We start from the raw sequence: 20,976 nt of genomic DNA, 5'->3' as shown, positions 1-20,976 counted from the left end.
GTGAGGCATGGGCGGGCGTTCTGTCGGGGAACCGTAATGAGACGTCGCCGTCGTCAGTCCACCGGCTCGACCCGGCGGACGACGACGAGCGAGCGCCCCGGGGCCGCCGTCGAGCTCTGCAGGGCGCAGAGCGCGTCCAGTCCGCCGTCGTCAGCGCCGTCCAGGCCGCCGAGGTCCAGGCGGACCCGCGTGTGGCCGCTGCCGTGCAGCGCCTCGACGGTCTCCCTGAGGAGTTCGCCGGCCTGCGCCGTGAGGCGCCCACCGGGTCGGACGATGCCCAGTCGCCCGTCGACGGTCTGGGTGAACGGGCCGCTCGCCGCTGCGGTGCGGCCGCGATCTCGCGCACCGGCGTCAGGACGACGGGGCGCGCCGTGCCACATGCGATCGCGCAGAGGTGCGTTTCTGAACGGGCGGTTCTCGGTCATGTCGGGTCTCCGTCTCGCTGTGGCCGGGTGCGCAGGTCCGGTCACGGCGCGGGCTTGAGCACGACGGCCAGCACTGGTCGGCCTGGTGGGCGGACATGTCCGTCGTCTCCCCTCGCCGTGGGGCACGCGCCGCGGCGTGCTCCCCTCCCGGTCCAGCATGGAGCGGGGTTGCCGGCCGGAGCCCGGTGCGCGGACGGTCTGTCACGCAACCGTCATGGCGGCCTGCGCAGCGGCTACCGCGCGAGGACATCCCGTCATCGGGCCGGCGGACCGCTTGCTTGCAGTCCGGTTACGACGCCGGAGCCCGCGGTTTTCCGGCCATCGGCGGCGGGCAACGGTCGATCGGCAGTCGCAGTCCCCGGAGGTCCCCGTGATCCACGACAGTGCCCTCGACGTCACCGACGCGCGCGAGCCCACCCCTGCCCAGGCCGACGTCATCGAACTGCTGGAGCTCAACCCGGCTCACCGCCCCAGGGTCCGGCTCACACTGAAGCAGTGGCGGCAGGTGGACCGGGTAGCTGCGCGACTCACCGGTCAGCGCTGAATCCTCCGCGATGCCGCCGCACTGCGACCGACGCAGTGGCCGGCTGACGGGAATGGCGATGTCGGGGCCGGGTAGGTCAGCCGCATGGCGCGCGACCCCTCGGCCGGCCGGCCGCCTCCCCGGACGTCCGGGTTGCTGCTCGGGCTGGGCCTCGGCGGCTTCGTCGACGGCATCGTGCTCCACCAGATCCTGCAGTGGCACCACATGATCAGTGCGGAACGGCCGCCGACCACGCTCGCCGGTCTGGAGGTGAACACGCTCGCCGACGGCTTCTTCCACCTGGCCACCTGGCTGTTCGTCGTCGCCGCGTCGATCACCTCCATCCGGGCCTGGCAGCAGGGACGACTGGCGCCGAACTTCTCCTTCCACCTCGGCCTGGTGCTCACCGGCTGAGGCATCTTCAACCTCGTCGAGGGCCTGATCGACCACCAGATCCTCGGCGTCCACCACGTCCGGGACGACCTCGGCGGCCGGCTCGGCTGGGACCTCGGATTCCTGGCGTCCGGCGTGCTCCTGATCGCCGGCGGCCGGCTGCTGCACCGCCGCGGCGCGCGCGTACTGGAGCGACGGGCCCGACGGCAGATACCGTCCCGTGTCCACTCAGGACCTTCGTGATCGCACGCCCATGTGCGCTGCCGTCGAGGTGGGGCCGCAGCACCCGTACGGCCCAGCGGGCCGGCGACGCCCCCGCGTCACGGCGTGCGGTTCAGAAAGGCCGAGAGGTGCGTGAGTACGCTGCCGTCGCCGAGGGTGCTACCGACCAGCTGCGGCTCGGCGCGAACCATGTCACCGAAGGCGACAGCGGCGGAAGCATTGGCCATCTGCTTGGCGATCCTGATGGCGGTGCGGTCGTTGATGCGCAGGCGGGCGATCATGTCTCGAACTGCGGGCAGTACCTCGTCTCGGGGCACGACCCGCTGCGCAATGCCCCACTCGAGGCAGTCCTGGGCGGACACGTCCTCGGCGAACATGATCATCTCTTTGGCGCGACTCAGCCCGACGGTGCCCACCAGCCGCGGGGTGGCTCCGTACGTGAGGAACATCCCGAGCCTGCTCTCGGGAAGGTTCGCTACCGCGTTCTCGGCCATGACCCTGAAGTCGGAGGTCATGGCGATGGCCAATCCGGCGCCGTACGCCGATCCGCTCATGGCCGCGAACGAGATCTGCTCGAGTCCTTCGAGCTTGACCATCATCTCTTGTGCCAGGTGTTGCAGGGACCGCATCTTCGAACGCCGGTTCTCCTCGTCGGAGAGCTCGTCGTGAAGTTCCTGCAGATCGGCACCGGCGGAAAAGACATCGCCCTGGTGGGCGAGCACCAGGTAGCCGACGTCGCTACGGTCCCGCAGCCAGTCCGCCATGCTGATCAGGTCCCGCAGCAGCTGCCGGTTGACCGCATTGGCGCGTCGCGGCCTGTTGATCATCGCGGTGAGTGTGTCCTCCTCGATTTCCAGGTGGAGGGTCTGCAGCTCGGGCAGGGAGTTCACGGGGCGCTACCTCTTCTCGAACGGGCGTCTCGGCCAGAGCACGGTCAGGGGAGTTCGGCGGGCCCTCACGGCTCCTGGGGTCGCACCTGGAGCCGGACGTGCAGGTCGACGCGCGCTGTCGGTCGGAGTCTGACGGGCCGTCAACGACCTGCTGGGTCCAACTCGGGGCGGGTGAGGCCGCGGGCCTCGACGGCCTGCTGGTAGAGCCGCCCGGCCCGGTACGAGCTGCGCACGAGGGGACCGGCGAGCACGCCCGGGAAGCCGATGCGCTCGGCCTCGGCCTGGAAGCCGACGAATTCGTCGGGCTTCACCCAGCGGACCACCGGGTGGTGCCGGGGCGAGGGGCGCAGGTACTGGGTGATGGTCAGCAGGTCGCACCCGGCGTCGTGCAGGGCCTGCATGGTCTGCGCGACCTCGTGCGGCTCCTCGCCCATGCCGAGGATCAGGTTGGACTTGGTGACCAGGCCGGCCTCGCGGGCCGCGGTGATCACCGCCAGCGAGCGGTCGAAGCGGAAGCCGGGCCGGATGCGCTTGAAGATGCGCGGCACGGTCTCGACGTTGTGCGCGAGCACCTCGGGACGGGAGGAGAACACCTCGGCGAGCTGGTCGGGGTCGGCGTTGAAGTCCGGGATCAGCAGCTCCACGCCGCAGCCGGGGAGCTGGGCGTGGATCTGCCGCACGGTCTCGGCGTAGAGCCAGGCCCCGCCGTCGGGCAGGTCGTCGCGGGCGACGCCGGTGACCGTGGCGTACCGCAGGCCCATCGTGGTCACGCTCTCGGCGACGCGGCGCGGCTCGTCGGCATCGAAGTCAGCGGGCTTGCCGGTGTCGATCTGGCAGAAGTCGCAGCGTCGGGTGCACTGGTCGCCCCCGATGAGGAAGGTGGCCTCGCGGTCTTCCCAGCACTCGTAGATGTTGGGGCAGCCGGCCTCTTCGCAGACGGTGTGCAGGCCCTCGCGGCGCACCAGCGACCTGAGATCGACGTACTCCGGCCCGGTCACCGCCCGCACCTTGATCCAGGGTGGCTTCTTCTCGACGGGCACGCGCGCGTTGCGGACCTCGACGCGCAGCAGCCTCCGACCTTCGGGGTGGACGTCGGTCATGGCAGTGAGTACCCGCCGTCCACGATCAGTGCGTGACCCGTCGTCCACCGTGACTCCTCGCTGGCCAGATGCACGATTGCCGCTGCGACGTCCTCGGGGCGGCCCAGGCCCAGCGGATGCCGGGACGCGATGGACTCGAGAGCGCCGGCCGGCAGTCCGTCGTGGATGGCCGACGGGAAGGCGCCGGGACAGACACAGTTCACCCGGATCCTCTCTTTCGCGTACTCGAGTGCGGCGACCTTCGTGAGGTGGACCACGCCGGCCTTCGCCGCGCCGTAGGGCCCCGCATGGGGCCAGGCCGTCACCGCGCTCACCGATGCGGTGTTCACGACGGCACCCCCGTGTTCGCGCATGACGCGGGCGGCCGCCCGGATGCCGTGGAAGGTGCCCGTCAGGTTCACCGCGAGGCAGGAGGACCAGGCCTCTGTCGAGAGGTTGTGCAGCCGGGCGTTCGGCGGCACGACCCCGGCATTGTTCACCAGCACGTCCAGCCGGCCCCAGCGCTGTACCGCGTCGGCGACTACCTCGTCGAAGGCCTCTCCGTCGGTGACGTCCAGGGCCGCGGTGACGACCGTGTGGCCTGCGCCGGCCAGCCGGTCGCGCAGCGGCCGTAGGCCGTCCGGTGCCAGATCGGCCAGCAACAGCCCGCGCACGCCCTCGGCGGCGAAAGCGGTCGCGATCGCCGCTCCCAAGGCGCCGCCCGCACCGGCGACGAGAGCCGTCTTTCCCATCAGTCTCGGCGTCACTGGACCCCTCCTGGAACACGCCTTCTGGCCACGTGCCGAGTCGTCGACCGAACCACGGGCGAGATCGAGATGACTTCTTGACAGCTCGCGGCAGCCGCTGTGATAGTCCTCACCGTATCAGCCAACCGACCGGTCGGTCGAACATCTCCGGAGGCGCACATGGGGCCAGATTTCCGCCTCGACGGGCAGGCCGCCGTGGTGTCGGGCGCCAGCCGCGGAATCGGTCGGTCGATCGCCTTGGCGCTGGCGGGCGCCGGCGCGGACGTCGTCCTCCTGGGGCGTGAGCAGAAGACCCTCGACGACGTCGCCCGCGAGATCGAGGCCCAGGGCGGGGCAGCTCTGCCGCTCGTGGCCGACATCAACCAGACCGACCAGGCCGTGCACGTCGCCGAGCTGGCCCGCGAGCAGTTCTCGCAGCTGCATGTGCTGGTGAACAACGCGGCCACGAGCCCCTTCGCCCGGCTGGCCCAGGAGCTGTCCGTCGAGGACTGGGACCGGGTCATGGACGTGAACGTGCGAGGCACATTCGCCCTCATCAAGGCGGTCGGCACGCACATGATCAGCCGCGGTTACGGGCGGATCATCAACGTGACCTCGGTGCTGTCCGAGCAGGGGATCTCGCGCTCGATCCCGTACTCACCCAGCAAGGCCGCGATCCGCTCCCTGACGCAGTGCCTAGCCGCAGATTGGGCGCCGCACGGCATCACGGTGAATGCCCTGGCGCCGGGGTTCATCGAGACCGAGATGAACGCCAACGGTCGCAAGGACAAGGCCTTCTACGAGGCCGTCAGAGGCCGGATCGCACAGGCACGTTGGGGTCAGCCCGACGACCTGGCGGGGCCGGCTGTCTTCCTGGCATCCCCTGCCGCTCGCTACGTGACCGGGACGACGGTCGTGGTCGACGGCGGCTTCAGCAACACCTGGGCCTACCGCATCTGAAGGCTCGATCCCTCCTCATCGCAGCGAAAGGCAAGCGTCCCTATGGACTTCAGCATCCCCGACGAGCTCAAGCAGTTCGTCGACTCGGTCCGGCAGTTCCGCGAGCGCGAACTCATGCCGTTGGAGCAGGAATTCCTGCTCAAGGGCAACTTCACCAACGAACAGCGCACGGAGCTCGAGCAGCGCGCCCGCCAGCTGGGGTTCTGGGCGCTGGACGTGCCCGAGGAGTACGGCGGCCAGGGCATGGGGACCCTGGCGACGTGCCTCGTGGCGGAGGAGCTCTACAAGCACCCGGCCATGTTCGACTTCGGCGGGAGCCCCGAGCCCGCCCTCTACGAGGGCAACGAGGATCAGAAGAAGCGGTACCTGCGTGGCGTCATCGATGACGGCAAGCGCAGCTGCTACGCCTTCACGGAGCCGGGAGGTGGCTCCGACTTCGCCCGCATCACCACGCAGGCGAAGCGGGACGGCGACAACTGGATCATCAACGGCCGCAAGACCTTCATCTCCGAGGCCGACCGTGCTGACTTCTGCATCCTGTTCGCCACCACCGACCCGGCCCTCGGCGGCCGCGGCATCACCTGCTTCCTGGTCGACATCGGCACACCGGGCTTCGAGCTGTCCCGCCCGATCCCCACGATGGGCGACGCGTGGGAGCCCTACGAACTGACCTTCGAGGACTGCGTCGTCCCGGACGCCAACCGGCTGGGCGAGGTGAACGGGGCCTGGGAGCTCGCGTCCGAGCAGCTCACCCACGGCCGTCTCAAGATCGCCGCGTACCAGCTGGGCATCGCACAGCGGTCGATCGACCTGGCCGTGGAGTGGGCCAAGCAGCGCGTGACGTGGGGCAAGCCGATCGCCACCCGCCAGGCCATCCAGTGGATGCTGGCCGACTCGGCCGTCGAGCTCGATGCGGCCCGAATGCTCGTGTACCGGGCTGCCTGGATGGCCGACGAGGGGCAGCACATCCGCAACGAGGCCTTCATGGCCAAGCTCTACGCGACCGAGATGGCCCAGCGGGTCACCGACCGCTGCCTCCAGATCTTCGGCGGGCTCGGCTACAGCAAGGAGGTCCCGATCCAGAGCTTCTACCGCCAGGTCCGCGTCTGGCGCATCGGCCATGGGACCGGCGAGATCCACCGCTGGATGATCGCGCGCAACATGCTCGGTCTGTCCTCGCGCGACTGAGGAGGAGACGCATGGACATGACTGCTCTCAGCGTCGACGTCGTCGGTCGGCGAAATCTGCGGAACCTGCTCACCGAGCGTGTGGACAGGCAGCCCGACAAGCCGTACCTCGTGTTCGAGGGCAGGAACGGCGATGTTCAGGAGTTCACCTACAGCGAGTTCCTGCGCAACGTGCAGCGGGCTGCGGCCGGCTTCGCCGGCCTGGGCATCGGCAAGGGCGACGCGGTCGTCATCCATCTGCCGAACTGCCCGGAGTTCCTCTTCAGCTGGTTCGGGCTGACCTGGATCGGTGCGGTCGCCGTGCCTGCCAACGCGGCGAACACCGCGACCGAGATGGAGCACGTGCTCGGTCACTCGGAGGCCGTGGCCGTCGTCGTCTCCGCAGACCACTGGGAGGTCATCGACCGGGCGGTCCAGGGGGCGCCGACGGTGAAGCATCGCGTCCTGGCTCGTACCACCACCGCCATGGGCGAAGCGGTGCTGTTCACCGACTTCCTGGCTGCCGACGCCGAACCGCCGGTGGTGGAGGTGGACAGCGAGGACGTCGCCCAGATGATCTTCACGTCGGGGACCACGTCCCGGCCGAAGGCCGTCATGCTCACGCATGCGAACTGTCTCCGCTCCGGTGAGCGCGCATCGCGTTCAGCGGCGGCGGACGACCAGGACCGGTTCCTGACCGCGCTCCCGGCCTTCCACGTCAACGCCCAGTCGATGACGATCATGGCGTCGCTCACGGTCGGTGGCACCTGCATCCTGCTCGAGGAGTACCGCGCCTCGATCTTCTGGTCGCAGCTGATCCGCCACCGTGCGACGTCGGTGAGCCTGGTGGCGATGCAGGTGCGCACGCTGCTGGCGCAGCCGCCTCGTGACGAGGACCGGCAGCACCACCTGCGCCGGAACTTCTACGCCATCAACGTGCTCGACTCGGAGAAGGAAGAGTTCGAGCGCCGGTACGGTGTCGAGCTCGTCAACGGCTACGGACTGTCCGAGGCGATGACGATCGTCACCGTCGCCCCGGTGTTCGGTGAGAAGCGGTGGCCCTCCATCGGCCTCCCTGCCTACGACCGCATCGTGCGGATCGTCGACGAGCGGGGCGAGGACGTCCCGCTCGGCAGCCCCGGCGAGATCATCGTCTGGGGCATCCCCGGCCGCACCCTGATGAAGGGGTACTTCAAGGACCCGGACGCCACCGCTGCCGCCCTCCGCGACGGGTGGCTCTACACCGGCGACAACGGCTACTTCGACGAGCGCGGCTACGTCTACTTCTTCGATCGCAAGAAGGACGTCATCAAGCGGTCCGGGGAGAACATCTCGGCCAGCGAGGTGGAGGTGGCGCTGCTGACCCACGAGGGCGTCGCCGAGGCCGCGGTCATCGGGGTGCCGGATCCCATTCGCGACGAGGCCGTGAAGGCGTTCGTCGTCGCACGCGAGGGTGTCGATCTGACGGTGGACGAGGTGCTCCGGCACTGCCGTGAGCACCTGGCCGGCTTCAAGGTGCCGACCGTCGTGGAGATCATCGACGGTCTGCCGAAGACCTCGATCGGCAAGATCGAGAAGAAGGTCCTGCGTCAGTGGAGCGCGGAGAGCGGGGCCGGATCATGAGCGGCGACCTCTTCGAGCAGACGTACGAGCGCGCCAAGGCGGTCGTCGGTCAGGTGCACCAGCTGCCGCTGGGGCGGATGTCGAAGAAGGAGTTCCAGCGGTTCGCGTACGCCTGCGGGGACGTCAGCCCGCGCTACGTGGACGACGACGCTGCGCGCGCCGAGGGTTTCCCCGAGGCCGTGGCACCCCCGCTGTTCCTGTCCGGGGTCATGGGATGGGAGCCCGGGCCGGCCGAGGAGGACCTTCGGCCGGACGGGACCGGCAAGAGCGAGACCGTCGGGTTGCCGCTCGAGGGGCTGCGGCTGATGGGCGCCGGCCAGGACATCGAGCTGCATCACGACGTGGTCGACGGCATGGACATCGTCGCCCACATCAGCCTGGACGGCGTCGACCTGAAGCAGGGCCGCAGCGGGACGTTGCTCCTGGTGCGGGTCCTCCGGCGCTACGTCGACGGTGAGGGCCGAGAGGTCCTCACCTGCCGCGAGTCGTTCATCGCCCGATGAGGAGTTCCATGGCGACCCAGACCACGCCCCCCCGATTCGCCGACATCACCGTCGGCCAGGCCATCCCCGCGCTGGTGAAGCGGCCGACCGGCCTCCAACTCTTCCGCTACAGCGCCGTCACCTGGAACGCCCACCTCATCCACTACGACGACGCCTATGCCCGGAGCGAGGGCTATCCGGCCGTCCTCGTCCAGTCCCATCTGCACGGGGCCTTCCTGATCCAGGCGGCCCTCGACTGGGCCGGCCCCGGGGCGCGGCTGCGCCGCTTCCGGTGGGAGAACCGGCATCTCGCCGTCCCGGGCGACGTGCTGACGTGCGACGGGCGGGTCACCGCCACGCGTACCGAGGACGGGTTCGGCGTCGTCGAGTGCGAGCTGTTCGAGCACAACCAGGACGGGAAACTCTGCGCGCCCGGATGGGCCGTCATCGGGTTTCCCCTGACGCAGGGAGAGTCCGCGTGAGCACACCTGCGACCGCATCTGCCGTACGCCACGACGGCGAGACCGTCCGGCGGCTCTACCGCACCATGGCACTGATCCGGCAGTTCGAGACCACGGCGTCGCGACTGATGGCCTCGGGAAAGCTCCCTGGATCGGTTCACCTGTCGATCGGCCAGGAGGGCGTGGCCGCCGGCATCTGTGACGCCTTGGAGCCCGACGACTTCATCACCTCCACGCACCGGGGGCACGGGCACTGCATCGCCAAGGGCGGCGGCATGGAGCCGATGATGGCCGAGCTCTTCGGCCGCAGCGGCGGGTACTGCGGCGGCCGCTCCGGTTCCATGCACATCGCTGATCCCAAGCTCGGCATCCTCGGGGCCAACGCGATCGTGGGAGCAGGCATCCCCATCGCTGTCGGGGGGGCCTTCTCCGCTCGGGCCCGGGGCACGACCCAGGTCGCGGTCGCCTTCTTCGGGGAGGGCGCAGTGGCCGAGGGCGCCTTCCACGAATCGATGAACATCGCGGCGCTGTGGAAGCTGCCGGTGATCTTCGTCTGCGAGAACAACGGTTACGCGGAGCTCAGCCCGGTGTCGGTCCATCTGTCGGCGCAGGACGTCGTCGACTTCGCGGCGCCGTACCGGATGGCCGGGGTGCAGGTGGACGGCAACGACGTCCTGGCCGTCCGTGCCACGGCCGAGGAGGCCGTCGCCCGGGCCCGCGCCGGTGAGGGTCCCACCCTGATCGAGTGCAGGACCTATCGCTGGCACGGACATTTCGAGGGGGACCCGCAGCGGTACCGGGAGAAGTCCGAGGTGGCCGCGTGGCGGGAGAAGGACCCCCTGGTGCGGCTGATGGCCGAGGTGTCCGACGACAGCGCGCTGGCCGCCGATCTGGAGGCGGCGACAGCGGAGGCGCGGGAACTCGTCGACGCCGCGGTGCGCTGGGCCGAGGCCGACGCGCACCCCGAGACGTCGGCGATCCTCGCCGACGTCTACCGCGACCCGACCGGTTTCGAGGCAGCCGACGTCGCGACGGAGCGAGCGCGATGAGCGAGCTGAAGTACTGGCAGGCAGTGAACAACGCGCTGCGCGAGGAGCTGGAACGCGACGAGCTCGTGCACATCTTCGGCGAGGACGTCGGCGCTGCCGGGGGGCCCTACGGGGCGACACGGGGACTGCAGGACAAGTTCGGCGAATGGCGCGTCCGGGACACGCCCATCAGCGAGGCGATCATCGGCGGCATGGCGGTGGGGTCGGCGATGTCCGGCCTGCGTCCGGTTGCCGAGATCATGTACTTCGACTTCATCACGCTCGCCATGGATGCCCTGGTCAACCAGGCCGCGAAGATGTCGTACATGTCCTCGGGCAGCTACAGCGTCCCGATGACTCTCCGGACGCTGTGCGGGGCACAGCGGGGCAACGGGCCGCAGCACTCGCAGAGCCTCGAGAGCTGGCTGGTGTCGGTCCCGGGGTTGAAGGTCGTCTGGGGGGCCACGCCGGCGGATGCCCGTGGCCTGCTGAAGTCGGCGATCCGTGACGACGACCCCGTCGTGGTGATCGAGAGCATGAGCCAGTGGGGTGTCCGGGGCGAGGTGCCGGACGACCCGGACCATCTGGTGCCGATCGGCGAAGCACTGGTCCGTCGTGAAGGCAGCGACGTCACCCTGGTGTGCTGGGGCGGAACCGTGGCGAGGGCCATGGCTGCCGCGGAGCTACTGGAGGCCGACGGCATCGACGCCGAGGTCCTGGACCTGCGGACGCTCAGTCCTCTGGACAAGCCGCGGCTGCTCGCCTCGCTGGCCAAGACGGGGCACCTGGCGGTCATCCAGGACGCGCACGGGCCCTGCAGCGTCGGCTCGGAGGTCATCCGGGTCGCCGCGACCGAGGGGTTCGGCTCGTTGCGGGCCGGGGCGGCACTCCTGAGCCCGCCGTTCGCGCCGGCCCCTTTCCCGCCCGGCCTCGAGGCGGACTACTACAACGACGCCAACCAGCTGGTCGCCACCGTGCGCCAGATGCTCGACAGGGAGACGGCCTGATGGAGATTGTGGTCCCGAAGTGGGGCGTCACGATGGACGAGGCGCACCTCGTGGTGTGGCTGAAGAAGGTGGGCGACCTCGTCACGGAGGACGAGCCGGTCGCCGAGATGGAGACCGACAAGGCCGATGCCGAGATCGTCAGCCAGGTCTCCGGCCGGATCACCGAGCTGCTCGTCGAGGAAGGCGCGCAGGTCGAGGCAGGACAGGTCATCGCCCGGGTCGAGGCGACCAGTGGTGATCCGACTTGACGAGCGCGGAGGAGCTCTACGACGTCCTGCCCAGCGACCGGAACCGTCGCGCCGTAGGACGCTCGATGCGCGCGGCGGTCGCCGAGATGCCCCACGTGACGCTGCATGCGCGTGCTGACGCGTCGGCACTGGTGGCAGCTCGGGCCGGCCTCAACGCCCGCGCCGACGTGCCGCGGCTCAGCCTGACCGCCGTCCTCGCCCGCGTGGTGGTGGAAGCCCTTCGTGAGTACCCCCGGGTGAACGGCAGGACCGAAGAAGGCGAGATCCGGCTCTACAAACGGGTGAACCTCGGCGTGGCGGTGGCACTCGAGGACGGATTGACCGTCCCCGTCCTCCGTGACGCGCAGGAGATGGACGTCGACGCCGTGGGGGCGGCGATCGTGGACGTCAGCGACCGCGCCCGCTCGGGCCGCATCAAGCTCGCGGACCTCGCCGACGCGACCTTCACGCTGAGCACACTGGGTGCCCACGGGGTGGAGTTCTTCACCCCGATCATCAATCCGCCGCAATTGGCGATCCTGGGCGTCGGAGCCGTCCGCGACGAGATCCGTCTCCAGAACGGCTCGCCCGTGGCCGTCCCCGTGCTGTACCTGAGCCTCAGTTTCGACCACGCGGCGATGGACGGTGTCCAGGCCGCGCGGTTCCTGGAGCTGCTCGTCGCCAAGGTGGAGGCCGGCGGCCCCGACCGCCCCGCGGCGGGGGGCTCATGATGTCCCAGGCTGGACGGCACGGCCGGCCCGTCGCGCTCGTGACGGGTGGCAGCAGCGGCATCGGAGCCGCGACCGCTGTCCGGCTCGCGACGGACGGGTTCGATGTCGCGGTCGGGTACCGGTCGGGCGCCGACCGGGCCGAGCAGGTCGCGAAGGAGGTCCGCTCCGCCGGGGGCGGCGCCCTGCCCGTCCAGCTCGACGTCGTTTCCACCGAATCCGTCGAACGGGCGTACCGCACGGTGGTCGCCGAACTGGGCGCGCCGACCGTGCTGGTCAACAGCGCCGGCGGGTTCCTGGAGCTCCATCCGTTCCTGGAGATCGACGACGCCCTCTGGCGGCGGACCCTGGAGCTGAACATCGTCGGGACCGTCAACTGCTGCCGCGCCGTGCTGGACGGCATGGTGGCTGCGGGCGGCGGCCGGATCGTGAATCTCTCCTCGGTGGTGTCCCGGACCGGGGGAGCGGGCGAGAGCATGCACTACGCCGTGTCCAAGGGCGGGATCGACACGTTGACCCTCGGCCTGGCCCGTGAGTTCGGACGGCACGGCGTGCTCGTCAACGCCGTGGCGCCGGGCCTGGTCGACTCCGCGATCCACGACGACTTCCGCGAGCGGTTCGAGCGGCTCTCCAGCAACTACGGCCTCCTGAACCGCGCCGGGACGGCGGAGGAGATCGCGTCGGTGATCGCCTTCCTGGCCTCGGACGGCGGCAGCTTCGTCACGGGCCAGGTCTGGCACGTCAACGGGGGTGCCGCGTGAGCGCCGGAGCGTTCCCTGCTCTCGACGCCGGCCGGATCCGGCTGGCCGTCTCCGGCGGCGCGGCCAGGATCACGCTGACCCGGGGAGAGAAGCACAACGCGCTGGACCCCCAGATGCTGCAGGAACTGCTCGACGCCCTCACGCTCGTGGAGCGGGACGGCGACGTACGCGTCCTGGTCATCGACGCCGAGGGGCCGGCATTCTGCGCCGGGGTGGACCTCGGGACGCCGTTCTTCATGGAGCACGTCGACGACCCGTCGGTCTTCGCCGGGATGCGGCTGCTCGACGAACAGCACCGACTGATCTCGGCCGTGCATCGGCTGCCCCAACTCACCATCGCGTGCCTGCAGGGGAACGCGGTCGGGGGCGCCGGGCTCGGGCTCGCGATGGCCTGCGACCTCCGTTACGCGCGTCGCGGCTCCAGGTTCTGGATGATCCCGGGGAGCGTCGACGTCGTGCAGGACTTCGGCCTGACGTGGCTGATGCAGCGGGTCATCGGGCCCTCGCGGACCATGGAAATGGCCTTCACCGGGCAGCGCGTGGACGCCGACACGGCAGAGCGATGGGGCTTCGTCAACCAGGTCTTCGACTCGGCGGACGACCTGCGCACGCACGTCGACTCCCTGGCGGCCGGGATCGGCGTCCGCGGTGCGGACGCGTCCCGTTTGCTCAAGCACGTCGTCAGACACGGCGCCGACAGTTCGCTCGAGGACAGCCTCAAGCTCGAGGCGATCACCAACTCGCTGTGCTTCGGCTCCACGGAGTTCCAGACCGCGAAGGCGCGCTTCCTGGACGCCCTGCGGACGGTGCGCGGGTGATGCGGGCGGTGCGGTTCCACCGGCACGGCGGTCCGGAGGTCCTCCAGGTGGAGGAGCTGCCGGTCCCCGAACCGGCGGCCGGTCAGGTGCTGGTGAAGGTCGCCGCCTGCGGCGTGAACCGGGTCGACATCCTCTCCCGCGAGGGTCAGACGCCGGCCCCGATCGTGATGCCGCACGTCTCCGGGACCGAGGTGACCGGAGAGGTGGCCGCGGTCGGCGCGGGCGTCGATCTCCCGATGGGAATGCGCGTCCTGGTCAACCCGACCATCTCCTGCGGACGCTGCGAGTTCTGCCGGGCGGGGCGGGACAACGCCTGCCTGCGCGGCCGGATCTTCGGCGTGCAGACCGATGGGGGATACGCCTCGCACGTCGTCGTCGAGGCCCAGTGGCTGCTGCCGCTGCCCGACGACGTCAGCTTCGAGGACGGCGCCGCCGTAGCGGTGACGGGAGCGACCGCCTGGCACATGCTGGTCACCCGGGCCGGTGTCCGTGTGGGCCACGACGTCCTGGTCATCGCGGGCGGCTCCGGCATCGGCGCGCTGGGGATCCAGATCGCCAAGCTCGCCGGCGCCCGGGTCATCACGACGGCCGGGAGCGGCGAGAAGCGGGAACGAGCACTCGCACTCGGGGCGGACGAGGTGGTCGACCACTACGACCCGGACTGGCCGCGGACGGTTCGGCGCCTGACCGGCGGCCGGGGCGTGGACGTCGTGTTCGAGCACGTCGGGCAGGCCACGTGGGCGGGCAGCCTGACGGCGCTGACCCGCGGCGGAACTCTCGTCACCTGCGGGGGGCATTCCGGATTCACCGTCGAGATCGACCTCTGGTCGCTCTTCGTGAAGGAACACAAGATCGTCGGCTCCTTCGCCGGTACCACGTCGGATCTGCTCCACGTCCTCGAGCTCGTCGGCCAGCGCAGATTGCGCCCGGTGGTGCACGACCGCATCCCCCTGGCGGAGGCCGCCCGCGCTCAGCAGCTGCTGGAGGACAGCGCCGTATTCGGAAAGGTCCTGCTCCTGCCTGAGCACACGCACAGCGAATCCATAGCAGCAGCCCCACACGGAAAGGACCAAGGAGAATGACGACAGCAACGCAGCGGGTCGCGCAGTTCGTGTCGGGGTTCGAGTTGTCGAGCGCTCCCGAGGCAGTGTTCGAGAAGGCCAAGGTCACCCTCCTCCACGACCTCGGTGTCGCGCTGGCCGGCCACCAGAGCGCGGGACCCGCCTTCGAGCTCGCTGCCGACATCGGGCGGTGCGAGGACGGCGCCCGGCTTCCTGTCGCAGGTACGCGCGTGACCGTCGAGCAGGCCGCTCTCGCGACCGGCGCACTCATGCACGCTCGCACCCAGGACGACACCCAGCTCAGCGTGCTGACCCACCTCGGCTGCACGGTGCTGCCGTCCCTGCTCGCGCTGGGAGACCGTGCCGACACCAGTGGCCGGTCCTTCCTCACCGCGATGGTGGCCGGCTACGAGGCGACGTCGGCCATCGCGGCGCAGCATGCCGCCACGTCGACGAAGCGCGGGCTGCGGGCCACGAGCATCTACGGCCCGTTCGGCTCGGCCGCGGCCTGTGCCCGGCTGCTCGGGCTGACTGACGAGCAGACCGCAAACGCTCTCGGCCTGGCCGCGGCGTTCGGAGGCGGCACGAACCAGACCTGGGTGGCCGGCACGCAGGAGTGGCAGTACCAGGTCGGATCCGCCAGCAGGAACGGGATGATCGCCGCGCTGCTCGCGCAGAAGGGGGTCTCAGGGGCGCCCGACGCGCTGGAGGGCGTGATGGGTCACTTCGCCGCGTTCGCCGGGTCGAGTGACGGCGCGGACGAGATCGGCCGCGAACTCGGCTCCCGGTGGCAGATCCTCGACGTGACCTACAAGCCGTTCCCCATCTGCGCCATCAACCAGGTGCCGGTCACGGTGTTGACCGACCTGGTGTCCCGCCACGACGTCGGCGAGCACGAGGTCGAGGCGGTGACGCTGCGACTCTCCCCGGCCGAGGCGGCGTATCCGGGCACGGATGAGCACGGCCCCTTCACGGATGTGGGGGGCTCCCTCATGAGCGCGCCCTACTGCCTCGCAGTGGCCATCCGCAAGCGGACCGTCCGCCTGGGAGACCTGCGCGACTTCGATGACGAGACGCTGATGTCCCTGGTGCGTCGCGTGGAGATCGTGCCGGATCCGGAGCTGCCGGCGAACTCGTGCCGGCTGAGCGTGCGCACCGGTCGGGGCGACTTCACGGCCGAGTACATCGCGACGCCCGAGACGTTCAACTGGGATCGCGTGGAGACGGCCGATCGGCTCAGCGCGATCGTCGACGACATGCCCTTCGGCAAGGACCGACTGGACGAGTTCGTCGACGTCGTCCTCGACATCGAGAACCGGCCGCTCCGCGATCTCGTCACCGCGACGATCGCATGAGCGCCGTGGGGTCCGGCTCAGCCCGCAGTACCGACCGCGACGGGAGACGAGAGCGACCGTGAGCTTCTTCCTGCAACTGCTTCTCCAGGGCCTCGCGCTCGGCGCCGTGTACGCCCTTGTCGGGCAGGGCCTGAACGTGACCTTCTGGACGCTTCGCGTCGTGAACTTCGCACACGGCGCCTTCCTGATGATCGCCGTGTTCCTCGCGCTGTCGGCGTGGACCGCCGGTATCCCGCTCGGTTTCGCGATCCTGATCGCGGTCGTGGCCGTGGCGGTGATGGGCGTCGTACTCGAACGTGTGGCGGTACGTCCGGTCATCAAGCACGCCAGCGGTCTGGGCTGGATCGTCGCGACCCTGGGGGCTGCGATCGTCATCGAAGCGATCGCGGACCACATCTACGGGCCGCAGGTGCGGTCCTTCCCTGGGATCATCTTCAGCGCCAGCGACTACGTCGACATCTTCGGCGTGCGGATGTCGCTGCAACTGCTGCTCGTCGCAGGTGTGGCCCTCGTCGTCCTGGCACTCTTCGAGCTCGTCGTCCGGCGTACGTCCTGGGGCATGGTCCTGCAGGCCACGAGCCATGACTCGGAGTCGGCGCGGTTGCGGGGTATTCGCGTCGAGGCGGTCGTGACGACGTCGTTCCTCGTCAGCGCCGCGTTGGCCGCCCTGGCCGGCGTCCTCATCGCCCCGGTCACCGGCATCAGTCCGGCGTTCGGGTTCACCTTGCTGCTCAACGGATTCGCCGCCGTCGTGGTCGGCGGCGTGGGCAGTTCGGTCGGCACCCTCGTCGGCGGGCTCACCGTGGGTGTCGCGGAACTGATGGTCGGCGGCTACATCTCGACGGCCGCGCAGAGCGCCGTGGCATTCACGGTTCTCATTCTCATCCTCATGGTGCGGCCGTCGGGCCTGTTCGGGAAGCGAGAGGCGCTCAAGGTATGAACTCCCTTCGAGACGGTGTCCGGCGGATCACTGGCGCCCTGCCACCGTGGGCCTTCGCGGCCGCGGCGGTTGTGGTGGTGCTCGTCATCCCGTTCACGTCGCCACCACGTCTGGTGCAACTGACGATCATCTTCGGCATCAACGCGTTGCTGGCCCAGAGCATCAACGTCCTCACCGGTTACGCCGGCCAGATCTCGCTGGGTCAGGCAGCCATCTACGGCACCGGGGCCTACGGCACGGCGGTGATGTCCGTGCAGTACGACTGGCCACTCTGGGCTTCGGTACCAGCCGGGATCGTCATGGCGATCATCGTCGGGGCGCTCGTGTCGATCCCGGCCGGCCGGGTCCACGAGTTCTACCTCGCCATGGTGACCCTCGGGCTGGGCATCCTGGCCTTCACGATTTTCCGCCAGTGGGGAGAGGTCACGGGCGGGTTCTCCGGCCTGGGGAACATCCCCTCACCGCCGCTGGGCTCGCTCACGGTCTTCGGCTACACCCTGGGGCTGGTGTCGTACTTCTACGTCACGGTGGTCCTGGTCGTCGTCGTGACCTGGTTGCTCGCCAACATCCTCAAGTCGCACGTCGGCCGCTCGTTCGTCGCGCTCCAGGAGAGCGAGTTGGCGGCGTCCACGCTCGGCGTGAACCCGGCCCGCCGGAAGCGGCTCGCCTACGTCCTCAGCGCTGCGCTGGCCGGCATCGCCGGCGTGACGTACGCCCACGTCGTCGGCTTCGTCAGTCCCGACGCCTTCTCGGTGAATGCGTCCATCGCGATCCTCGTGTTCGCCGTCCTGGGCGGAATGCGGACGCTGGCAGGGCCCTTCCTCGGCGCCGCGCTGCTGACCTACCTTCCTGATCAACTGCAGGCGTTCAGCGAGTGGCAGCACCTCATCTACGGCCTGATCCTGCTGTTCTCCTTCATCGTGCTGCCACGTGGTCTCGCAGGGCTGTTCCCTTACCGGACCAGTCTCATCCACCACCGCGTCGACCGGCGGAGGGACGAGAAGGCCGAGCCGGCCGAGGTGCAGCCGGCCGAGCAGAGTCGTGACGGTGCCGCGGCAGCCGGGGTCGCCGAGGGCGACGTCCTGCTCGAGGTGCGGGACGTCGTGATGAACTTCAGCGGCGTGCGCGCTCTGGACGGCGTCAGCATCTCGGTCCGTAAGGGCAGCATCCACGGCCTGATCGGCCCGAACGGCTCCGGCAAGACCACGCTGCTGAACGTGGTCTCGGGCGTCTACAAGCCGACCAGCGGGCAGGTGTCCTTCGGCGGAGTGCGTGCCGACGGACGCAAGCCGCACCAGGTCGCCACGCTCGGCATCGGCCGGACCTTCCAGCATCCCCTCGTCTTCGACGAGCTCACTGTCCGGGAGAACGTCGTCGTCGGAGCCGAGCGGTTGTTCCGCTCGCGCCTGGTCCAGCTGCTGTTCGGCACCCGCGCCGCCGTGCGGGAGGAACGTCGCATGGTCCGCTCCGCGGAGGCGGCCATCGAGCGCGTCGGGCTGGAGGAACTCCGCGAGGCACTGGCGGGAGGCCTGCCGTTCGGCCGGCAACGATTGCTCGAGCTGGCTCGCTCGCTGGCGGGCGAGCCCCTGCTGCTCATGCTCGACGAGCCCGCCGCCGGCCTCGCCGAGGACGACCTGGTCGAGCTGGCGTCGCTGCTCCAGACGCTGCGTGACGGCGGCATGACGGTCCTGCTCATCGAGCACCACATGGACTTCCTGCTCCGGCTCGTGGAGACCGTGACGGTACTGGACCAGGGCGAGGTGATCTTCGACGGGACGCCGGCTGCGGCGCGAAGCGACGAACGGGTGCTCGAGGCGTATCTCGGTGCCTCGGCCGCGGCTACGGGGGTGTGATCGGTGCTCACTGTCACGGATGTCAGCGTCAACTACGGTCCGGTGAGCGCGCTGCGGAACGTCTCGCTGCACCTGCAGCAGGGCCACGTCGGCACGGTCATCGGCGCCAACGGTGCCGGCAAGTCGACTCTGCTGAAAGTGCTGAGCGGCCTCGTCGCCCCGTCGACCGGCAAGGTCGAGTTCGAGGGGCACGGCGTCGTCACGCAGGTCCCGGCGCACAAGCGGGTCCGTCTCGGGGTCGCGCACGTGCTCGAAGGGCACCGCGTTTTCGGCGACCAGTCCGTCCACGCCAACCTCCTGCTGGGCGCCCTTGATCGGTACCGGTCGAGAGCCAAGCGGGCGGACGTCCTCACCGACGTCGACGCGCAGTACGAGCGGTTCCCCATCCTCGGGCAGCGGCGTCGGCAGGCTGCCGCGACGTTGAGCGGGGGCGAACAGCAGATGCTGGCGACCGCGGTGGCCCTGATGTCGAAGCCGTCGGTGCTGCTGCTCGACGAACCATCCCTGGGCCTTGCCCCCAAGCTCGTGGACGAGACCTTCCAGCTCATCGCCACCCTGCGGCAGGAAGGGTTGACGATCCTGCTGGTCGAGCAGCTCGCCGCACTGGCTCTGCAGGTGGCGGACGAGGCGTGGGTCCTGCAGCGCGGATCGGTCGTCGCCTCGGGGCCCGCTCACGAACTGCTGGGAGAGATGAGCGTTCAGGAGGCCTACCTCGGCGGTGCGGCGACGAGCGACCCGTCGCTCACGAAGGACGGACCGGGCCCACGAGAGGACCTTCTCTCCTGACGGCGCCGACGCGGTGACCACCGCCCACGGATGGACAGAGGCGCGAGCACTTCCCCCTGAAGACGATCGATGAATGGAGACGACATGCGCACCACTTTGGCCCGCAGGATCTGGACGGCGACCGCTGCCACGGCAGTGCTCGGATTCACTGCAGGATGCAGTGGCAGTGCCGTAGGCGGCGGCGGAGACGGCGGCGGCGGCGACGGGGGAGACGGCCCGGTGCGGATCGGTCTGACCACCGCGCTCACCGGGGCGTACTCGGAGTTCGGCGAGCCGATGGAGAACAGCATTCGGCTGGCGATCGACGAGTTCAACGAATCGGGAGCCTGTGATCAGGAGGTGGAGCTGATCGCCTACGACGACCAGCTCGTCGCAGAGACGGCGCAGGCCAACATGCGGCGTCTGCTCGGCGAGGACGACGTCGACTTCATCATGTCGCCGGCGGGCAGCGGCCCCACCCTCGCGGTCCTTCCGCTCGTGAACTCCGAGAACAAGATCATGATGAACACGATCGCCCAGACGTCCACGATCGTCACCCCGGAGGGCCAGGACGAGCCGTACAACAACGTGTTCAGCTTCTCGCTGGGCAACGTCGTCGAGGCGGAGTTCATGGGCCAGTACCTCAGCGAGAACTTCGACACCGTGGGGCTGATCGCGGAGAGCACTCCCTACGGCGAGACCGGGCTCAACGAGATCGAGATGGTCCTCGAAGAAGCAGGCGTCGAGGTGGTCGCCCGGGAGAGCTACGACCAGGGGGCCACGGACGTCACCGCTCAGCTGGCACGGATCCAGCAGGCGAACCCGGGCGCGATCGCGATGGTGGGCCTGGGCGCCGACACGGCGACCATCCGGCAGGGCATGGCGCGGCTGAACATGCTGGAGACGCCGTTCGTCATCAGCAACGGGGCCGGCACGATTCCCTACCAGGAGCGGGCCGCCGAGCTCGTGGACGGAACCATCGTCGTGCAGTACGAGGCCTTCTCGGGCGGCGAGCCGGAGACGGAGTCGGCGCGCAACTTCGCGCAGATGTATCTCGAGGCGTACGGCAACGACCGGTACTACGGCGAGGGCGAGTGGCCGGTGCCGGCGTTCGGCGGCACCCCCGCCAGCTCGTACGACGGCGCGAAGGTGCTGCTGGATGCGTTCGAGCGTGCCGGCTGCAGCACGGAGACCGAGGCGGTCATCGAGCAGATCGAGTCGGGAGACGCTTTCGAGGCTGCCCGCGGCGAGTACACCTTCTCGGACACCGAGCACACCGCTGTGACCACGGACTTCCTCGTGCCCATGGTCTACCGCGTGGGTGCGGACGGCGCGATCACCTATGAACGAGCGGAGGGCTGATCGACGACCTGCGGTCGGGGGTGGCAGCGCTCTGGTGGCGCTGCCACCCCCTCGTCCGTCCTCGGCCTGGTCGCGTCGGAGCCCGTCCGATCGGTGGGGCG

22 protein-coding genes and 1 pseudogene are annotated in these 20,976 nt (G+C 69.6%); 19 read left to right on the top strand and 4 right to left on the bottom strand.

Annotated elements, in window-relative coordinates:
• Positions 1-53 precede the first annotated feature (53 nt).
• Entirely contained in the window at positions 54-425 is a 372-nt protein-coding gene (locus FHU33_RS12345; protein ID WP_170182438.1) for an STAS domain-containing protein, read from the bottom strand.
• Between the two features lie 370 nt (positions 426-795).
• Between FHU33_RS12345 and FHU33_RS24985 the strand changes: the two genes are divergently transcribed.
• Positions 796-969, top strand: a complete 174-nt coding sequence (locus tag FHU33_RS24985) for a hypothetical protein (protein WP_170182437.1) — start codon at positions 796-798, stop codon at positions 967-969.
• An 84-nt stretch (positions 970-1,053) separates the two neighbouring features.
• Positions 1,054-1,584 (top strand): annotated as a pseudogene (locus tag FHU33_RS25825) (DUF2243 domain-containing protein).
• 77 nt (positions 1,585-1,661) lie between these two features.
• Here the strand turns inward: FHU33_RS25825 and FHU33_RS12335 are convergent.
• From FHU33_RS12335 to FHU33_RS12325, 3 genes are all read right to left on the bottom strand, one after another.
• Positions 1,662-2,453 (bottom strand): enoyl-CoA hydratase/isomerase family protein, encoded by a 792-nt coding sequence (locus tag FHU33_RS12335; RefSeq protein ID WP_142025621.1) that lies wholly within the window; start codon positions 2,451-2,453, stop codon positions 1,662-1,664.
• Positions 2,454-2,593: 140 nt separating this feature from the next.
• On the bottom strand, positions 2,594-3,553 hold the full coding sequence (lipA, locus tag FHU33_RS12330; RefSeq protein ID WP_142025620.1) for a lipoyl synthase: 960 nt from the start codon (positions 3,551-3,553) through the stop codon (positions 2,594-2,596).
• Positions 3,550-4,299 (bottom strand): SDR family NAD(P)-dependent oxidoreductase, encoded by a 750-nt coding sequence (locus FHU33_RS12325; RefSeq protein ID WP_142025619.1) that lies wholly within the window; start codon positions 4,297-4,299, stop codon positions 3,550-3,552. The genes lipA and FHU33_RS12325 overlap by 4 nt, the downstream gene beginning before the upstream one ends.
• A 159-nt stretch (positions 4,300-4,458) precedes the next feature.
• Here FHU33_RS12325 and FHU33_RS12320 point away from each other — a divergent pair, with 159 nt between their 5' ends.
• From FHU33_RS12320 to FHU33_RS12240, 17 genes are all read left to right on the top strand, one after another.
• Positions 4,459-5,238, top strand: coding sequence for an SDR family NAD(P)-dependent oxidoreductase (locus FHU33_RS12320; protein ID WP_142025618.1), 780 nt, complete (start codon positions 4,459-4,461; stop codon positions 5,236-5,238).
• A gap of 42 nt (positions 5,239-5,280) precedes the next feature.
• Complete coding sequence (locus FHU33_RS12315; RefSeq protein WP_142025617.1) at positions 5,281-6,426, top strand: acyl-CoA dehydrogenase family protein; 1,146 nt, start codon at positions 5,281-5,283, stop codon at positions 6,424-6,426.
• A gap of 17 nt (positions 6,427-6,443) precedes the next feature.
• Positions 6,444-8,027 (top strand): AMP-binding protein, encoded by a 1,584-nt coding sequence (locus FHU33_RS12310; protein ID WP_142025616.1) that lies wholly within the window; start codon positions 6,444-6,446, stop codon positions 8,025-8,027.
• A complete protein-coding gene (locus FHU33_RS12305) occupies positions 8,024-8,530 on the top strand; it encodes an FAS1-like dehydratase domain-containing protein (protein WP_142025615.1) in 507 nt (168 codons plus the stop codon). Before FHU33_RS12310 ends, FHU33_RS12305 begins: the two co-directional genes overlap by 4 nt.
• Positions 8,531-8,538: 8 nt before the next feature.
• Positions 8,539-8,991 (top strand): hotdog family protein, encoded by a 453-nt coding sequence (locus tag FHU33_RS12300; RefSeq protein ID WP_142025614.1) that lies wholly within the window; start codon positions 8,539-8,541, stop codon positions 8,989-8,991.
• Positions 8,988-10,019, top strand: coding sequence for a thiamine pyrophosphate-dependent dehydrogenase E1 component subunit alpha (locus FHU33_RS12295; RefSeq protein ID WP_211355105.1), 1,032 nt, complete (start codon positions 8,988-8,990; stop codon positions 10,017-10,019). Before FHU33_RS12300 ends, FHU33_RS12295 begins: the two co-directional genes overlap by 4 nt.
• Positions 10,016-11,005, top strand: coding sequence for an alpha-ketoacid dehydrogenase subunit beta (locus FHU33_RS12290; protein ID WP_142025613.1), 990 nt, complete (start codon positions 10,016-10,018; stop codon positions 11,003-11,005). The genes FHU33_RS12295 and FHU33_RS12290 overlap by 4 nt, the downstream gene beginning before the upstream one ends.
• The gene (locus tag FHU33_RS12285; protein WP_211355104.1) at positions 11,005-11,253 is read left to right on the top strand and encodes a biotin/lipoyl-containing protein; all 249 of its coding nucleotides are present in this window, start codon (positions 11,005-11,007) and stop codon (positions 11,251-11,253) included. Before FHU33_RS12290 ends, FHU33_RS12285 begins: the two co-directional genes overlap by 1 nt.
• Complete coding sequence (locus tag FHU33_RS12280; RefSeq protein WP_142025612.1) at positions 11,250-11,963, top strand: 2-oxo acid dehydrogenase subunit E2; 714 nt, start codon at positions 11,250-11,252, stop codon at positions 11,961-11,963. Before FHU33_RS12285 ends, FHU33_RS12280 begins: the two co-directional genes overlap by 4 nt.
• A 38-nt stretch (positions 11,964-12,001) precedes the next feature.
• Positions 12,002-12,721 (top strand): SDR family NAD(P)-dependent oxidoreductase, encoded by a 720-nt coding sequence (locus tag FHU33_RS12275; protein ID WP_170182436.1) that lies wholly within the window; start codon positions 12,002-12,004, stop codon positions 12,719-12,721.
• Complete coding sequence (locus FHU33_RS12270) at positions 12,718-13,539, top strand: enoyl-CoA hydratase/isomerase family protein (RefSeq protein WP_170182435.1); 822 nt, start codon at positions 12,718-12,720, stop codon at positions 13,537-13,539. The genes FHU33_RS12275 and FHU33_RS12270 overlap by 4 nt, the downstream gene beginning before the upstream one ends.
• Positions 13,539-14,621 (top strand): zinc-binding dehydrogenase, encoded by a 1,083-nt coding sequence (locus FHU33_RS12265; RefSeq protein WP_142027127.1) that lies wholly within the window; start codon positions 13,539-13,541, stop codon positions 14,619-14,621. Before FHU33_RS12270 ends, FHU33_RS12265 begins: the two co-directional genes overlap by 1 nt.
• Positions 14,618-15,955, top strand: coding sequence for an MmgE/PrpD family protein (locus FHU33_RS12260; RefSeq protein ID WP_142025609.1), 1,338 nt, complete (start codon positions 14,618-14,620; stop codon positions 15,953-15,955). Before FHU33_RS12265 ends, FHU33_RS12260 begins: the two co-directional genes overlap by 4 nt.
• Before the next feature lie 58 nt (positions 15,956-16,013).
• Positions 16,014-16,895 (top strand): branched-chain amino acid ABC transporter permease, encoded by an 882-nt coding sequence (locus tag FHU33_RS12255; RefSeq protein WP_170182434.1) that lies wholly within the window; start codon positions 16,014-16,016, stop codon positions 16,893-16,895.
• A complete protein-coding gene (locus tag FHU33_RS12250) occupies positions 16,892-18,748 on the top strand; it encodes a branched-chain amino acid ABC transporter ATP-binding protein/permease (RefSeq protein WP_142025607.1) in 1,857 nt (618 codons plus the stop codon). Before FHU33_RS12255 ends, FHU33_RS12250 begins: the two co-directional genes overlap by 4 nt.
• A 3-nt stretch (positions 18,749-18,751) precedes the next feature.
• Positions 18,752-19,534, top strand: a complete 783-nt coding sequence (locus FHU33_RS12245; protein WP_142025606.1) for an ABC transporter ATP-binding protein — start codon at positions 18,752-18,754, stop codon at positions 19,532-19,534.
• 219 nt (positions 19,535-19,753) lie between these two features.
• Positions 19,754-20,875: an ABC transporter substrate-binding protein gene (locus tag FHU33_RS12240; protein ID WP_170182433.1), complete on the top strand. Its 1,122-nt coding sequence runs from the start codon at positions 19,754-19,756 to the stop codon at positions 20,873-20,875.
• Positions 20,876-20,976: the final 101 nt, after the last annotated feature.

The organism is Blastococcus colisei, assembly GCF_006717095.1.
Taxonomy (GTDB): Bacteria; Actinomycetota; Actinomycetes; order Mycobacteriales; family Geodermatophilaceae; genus Blastococcus_B; species Blastococcus_B colisei.
Note: the sequence above shows the minus strand (reverse complement) of the source record. Positions and strands in the feature narration are given on the sequence as shown.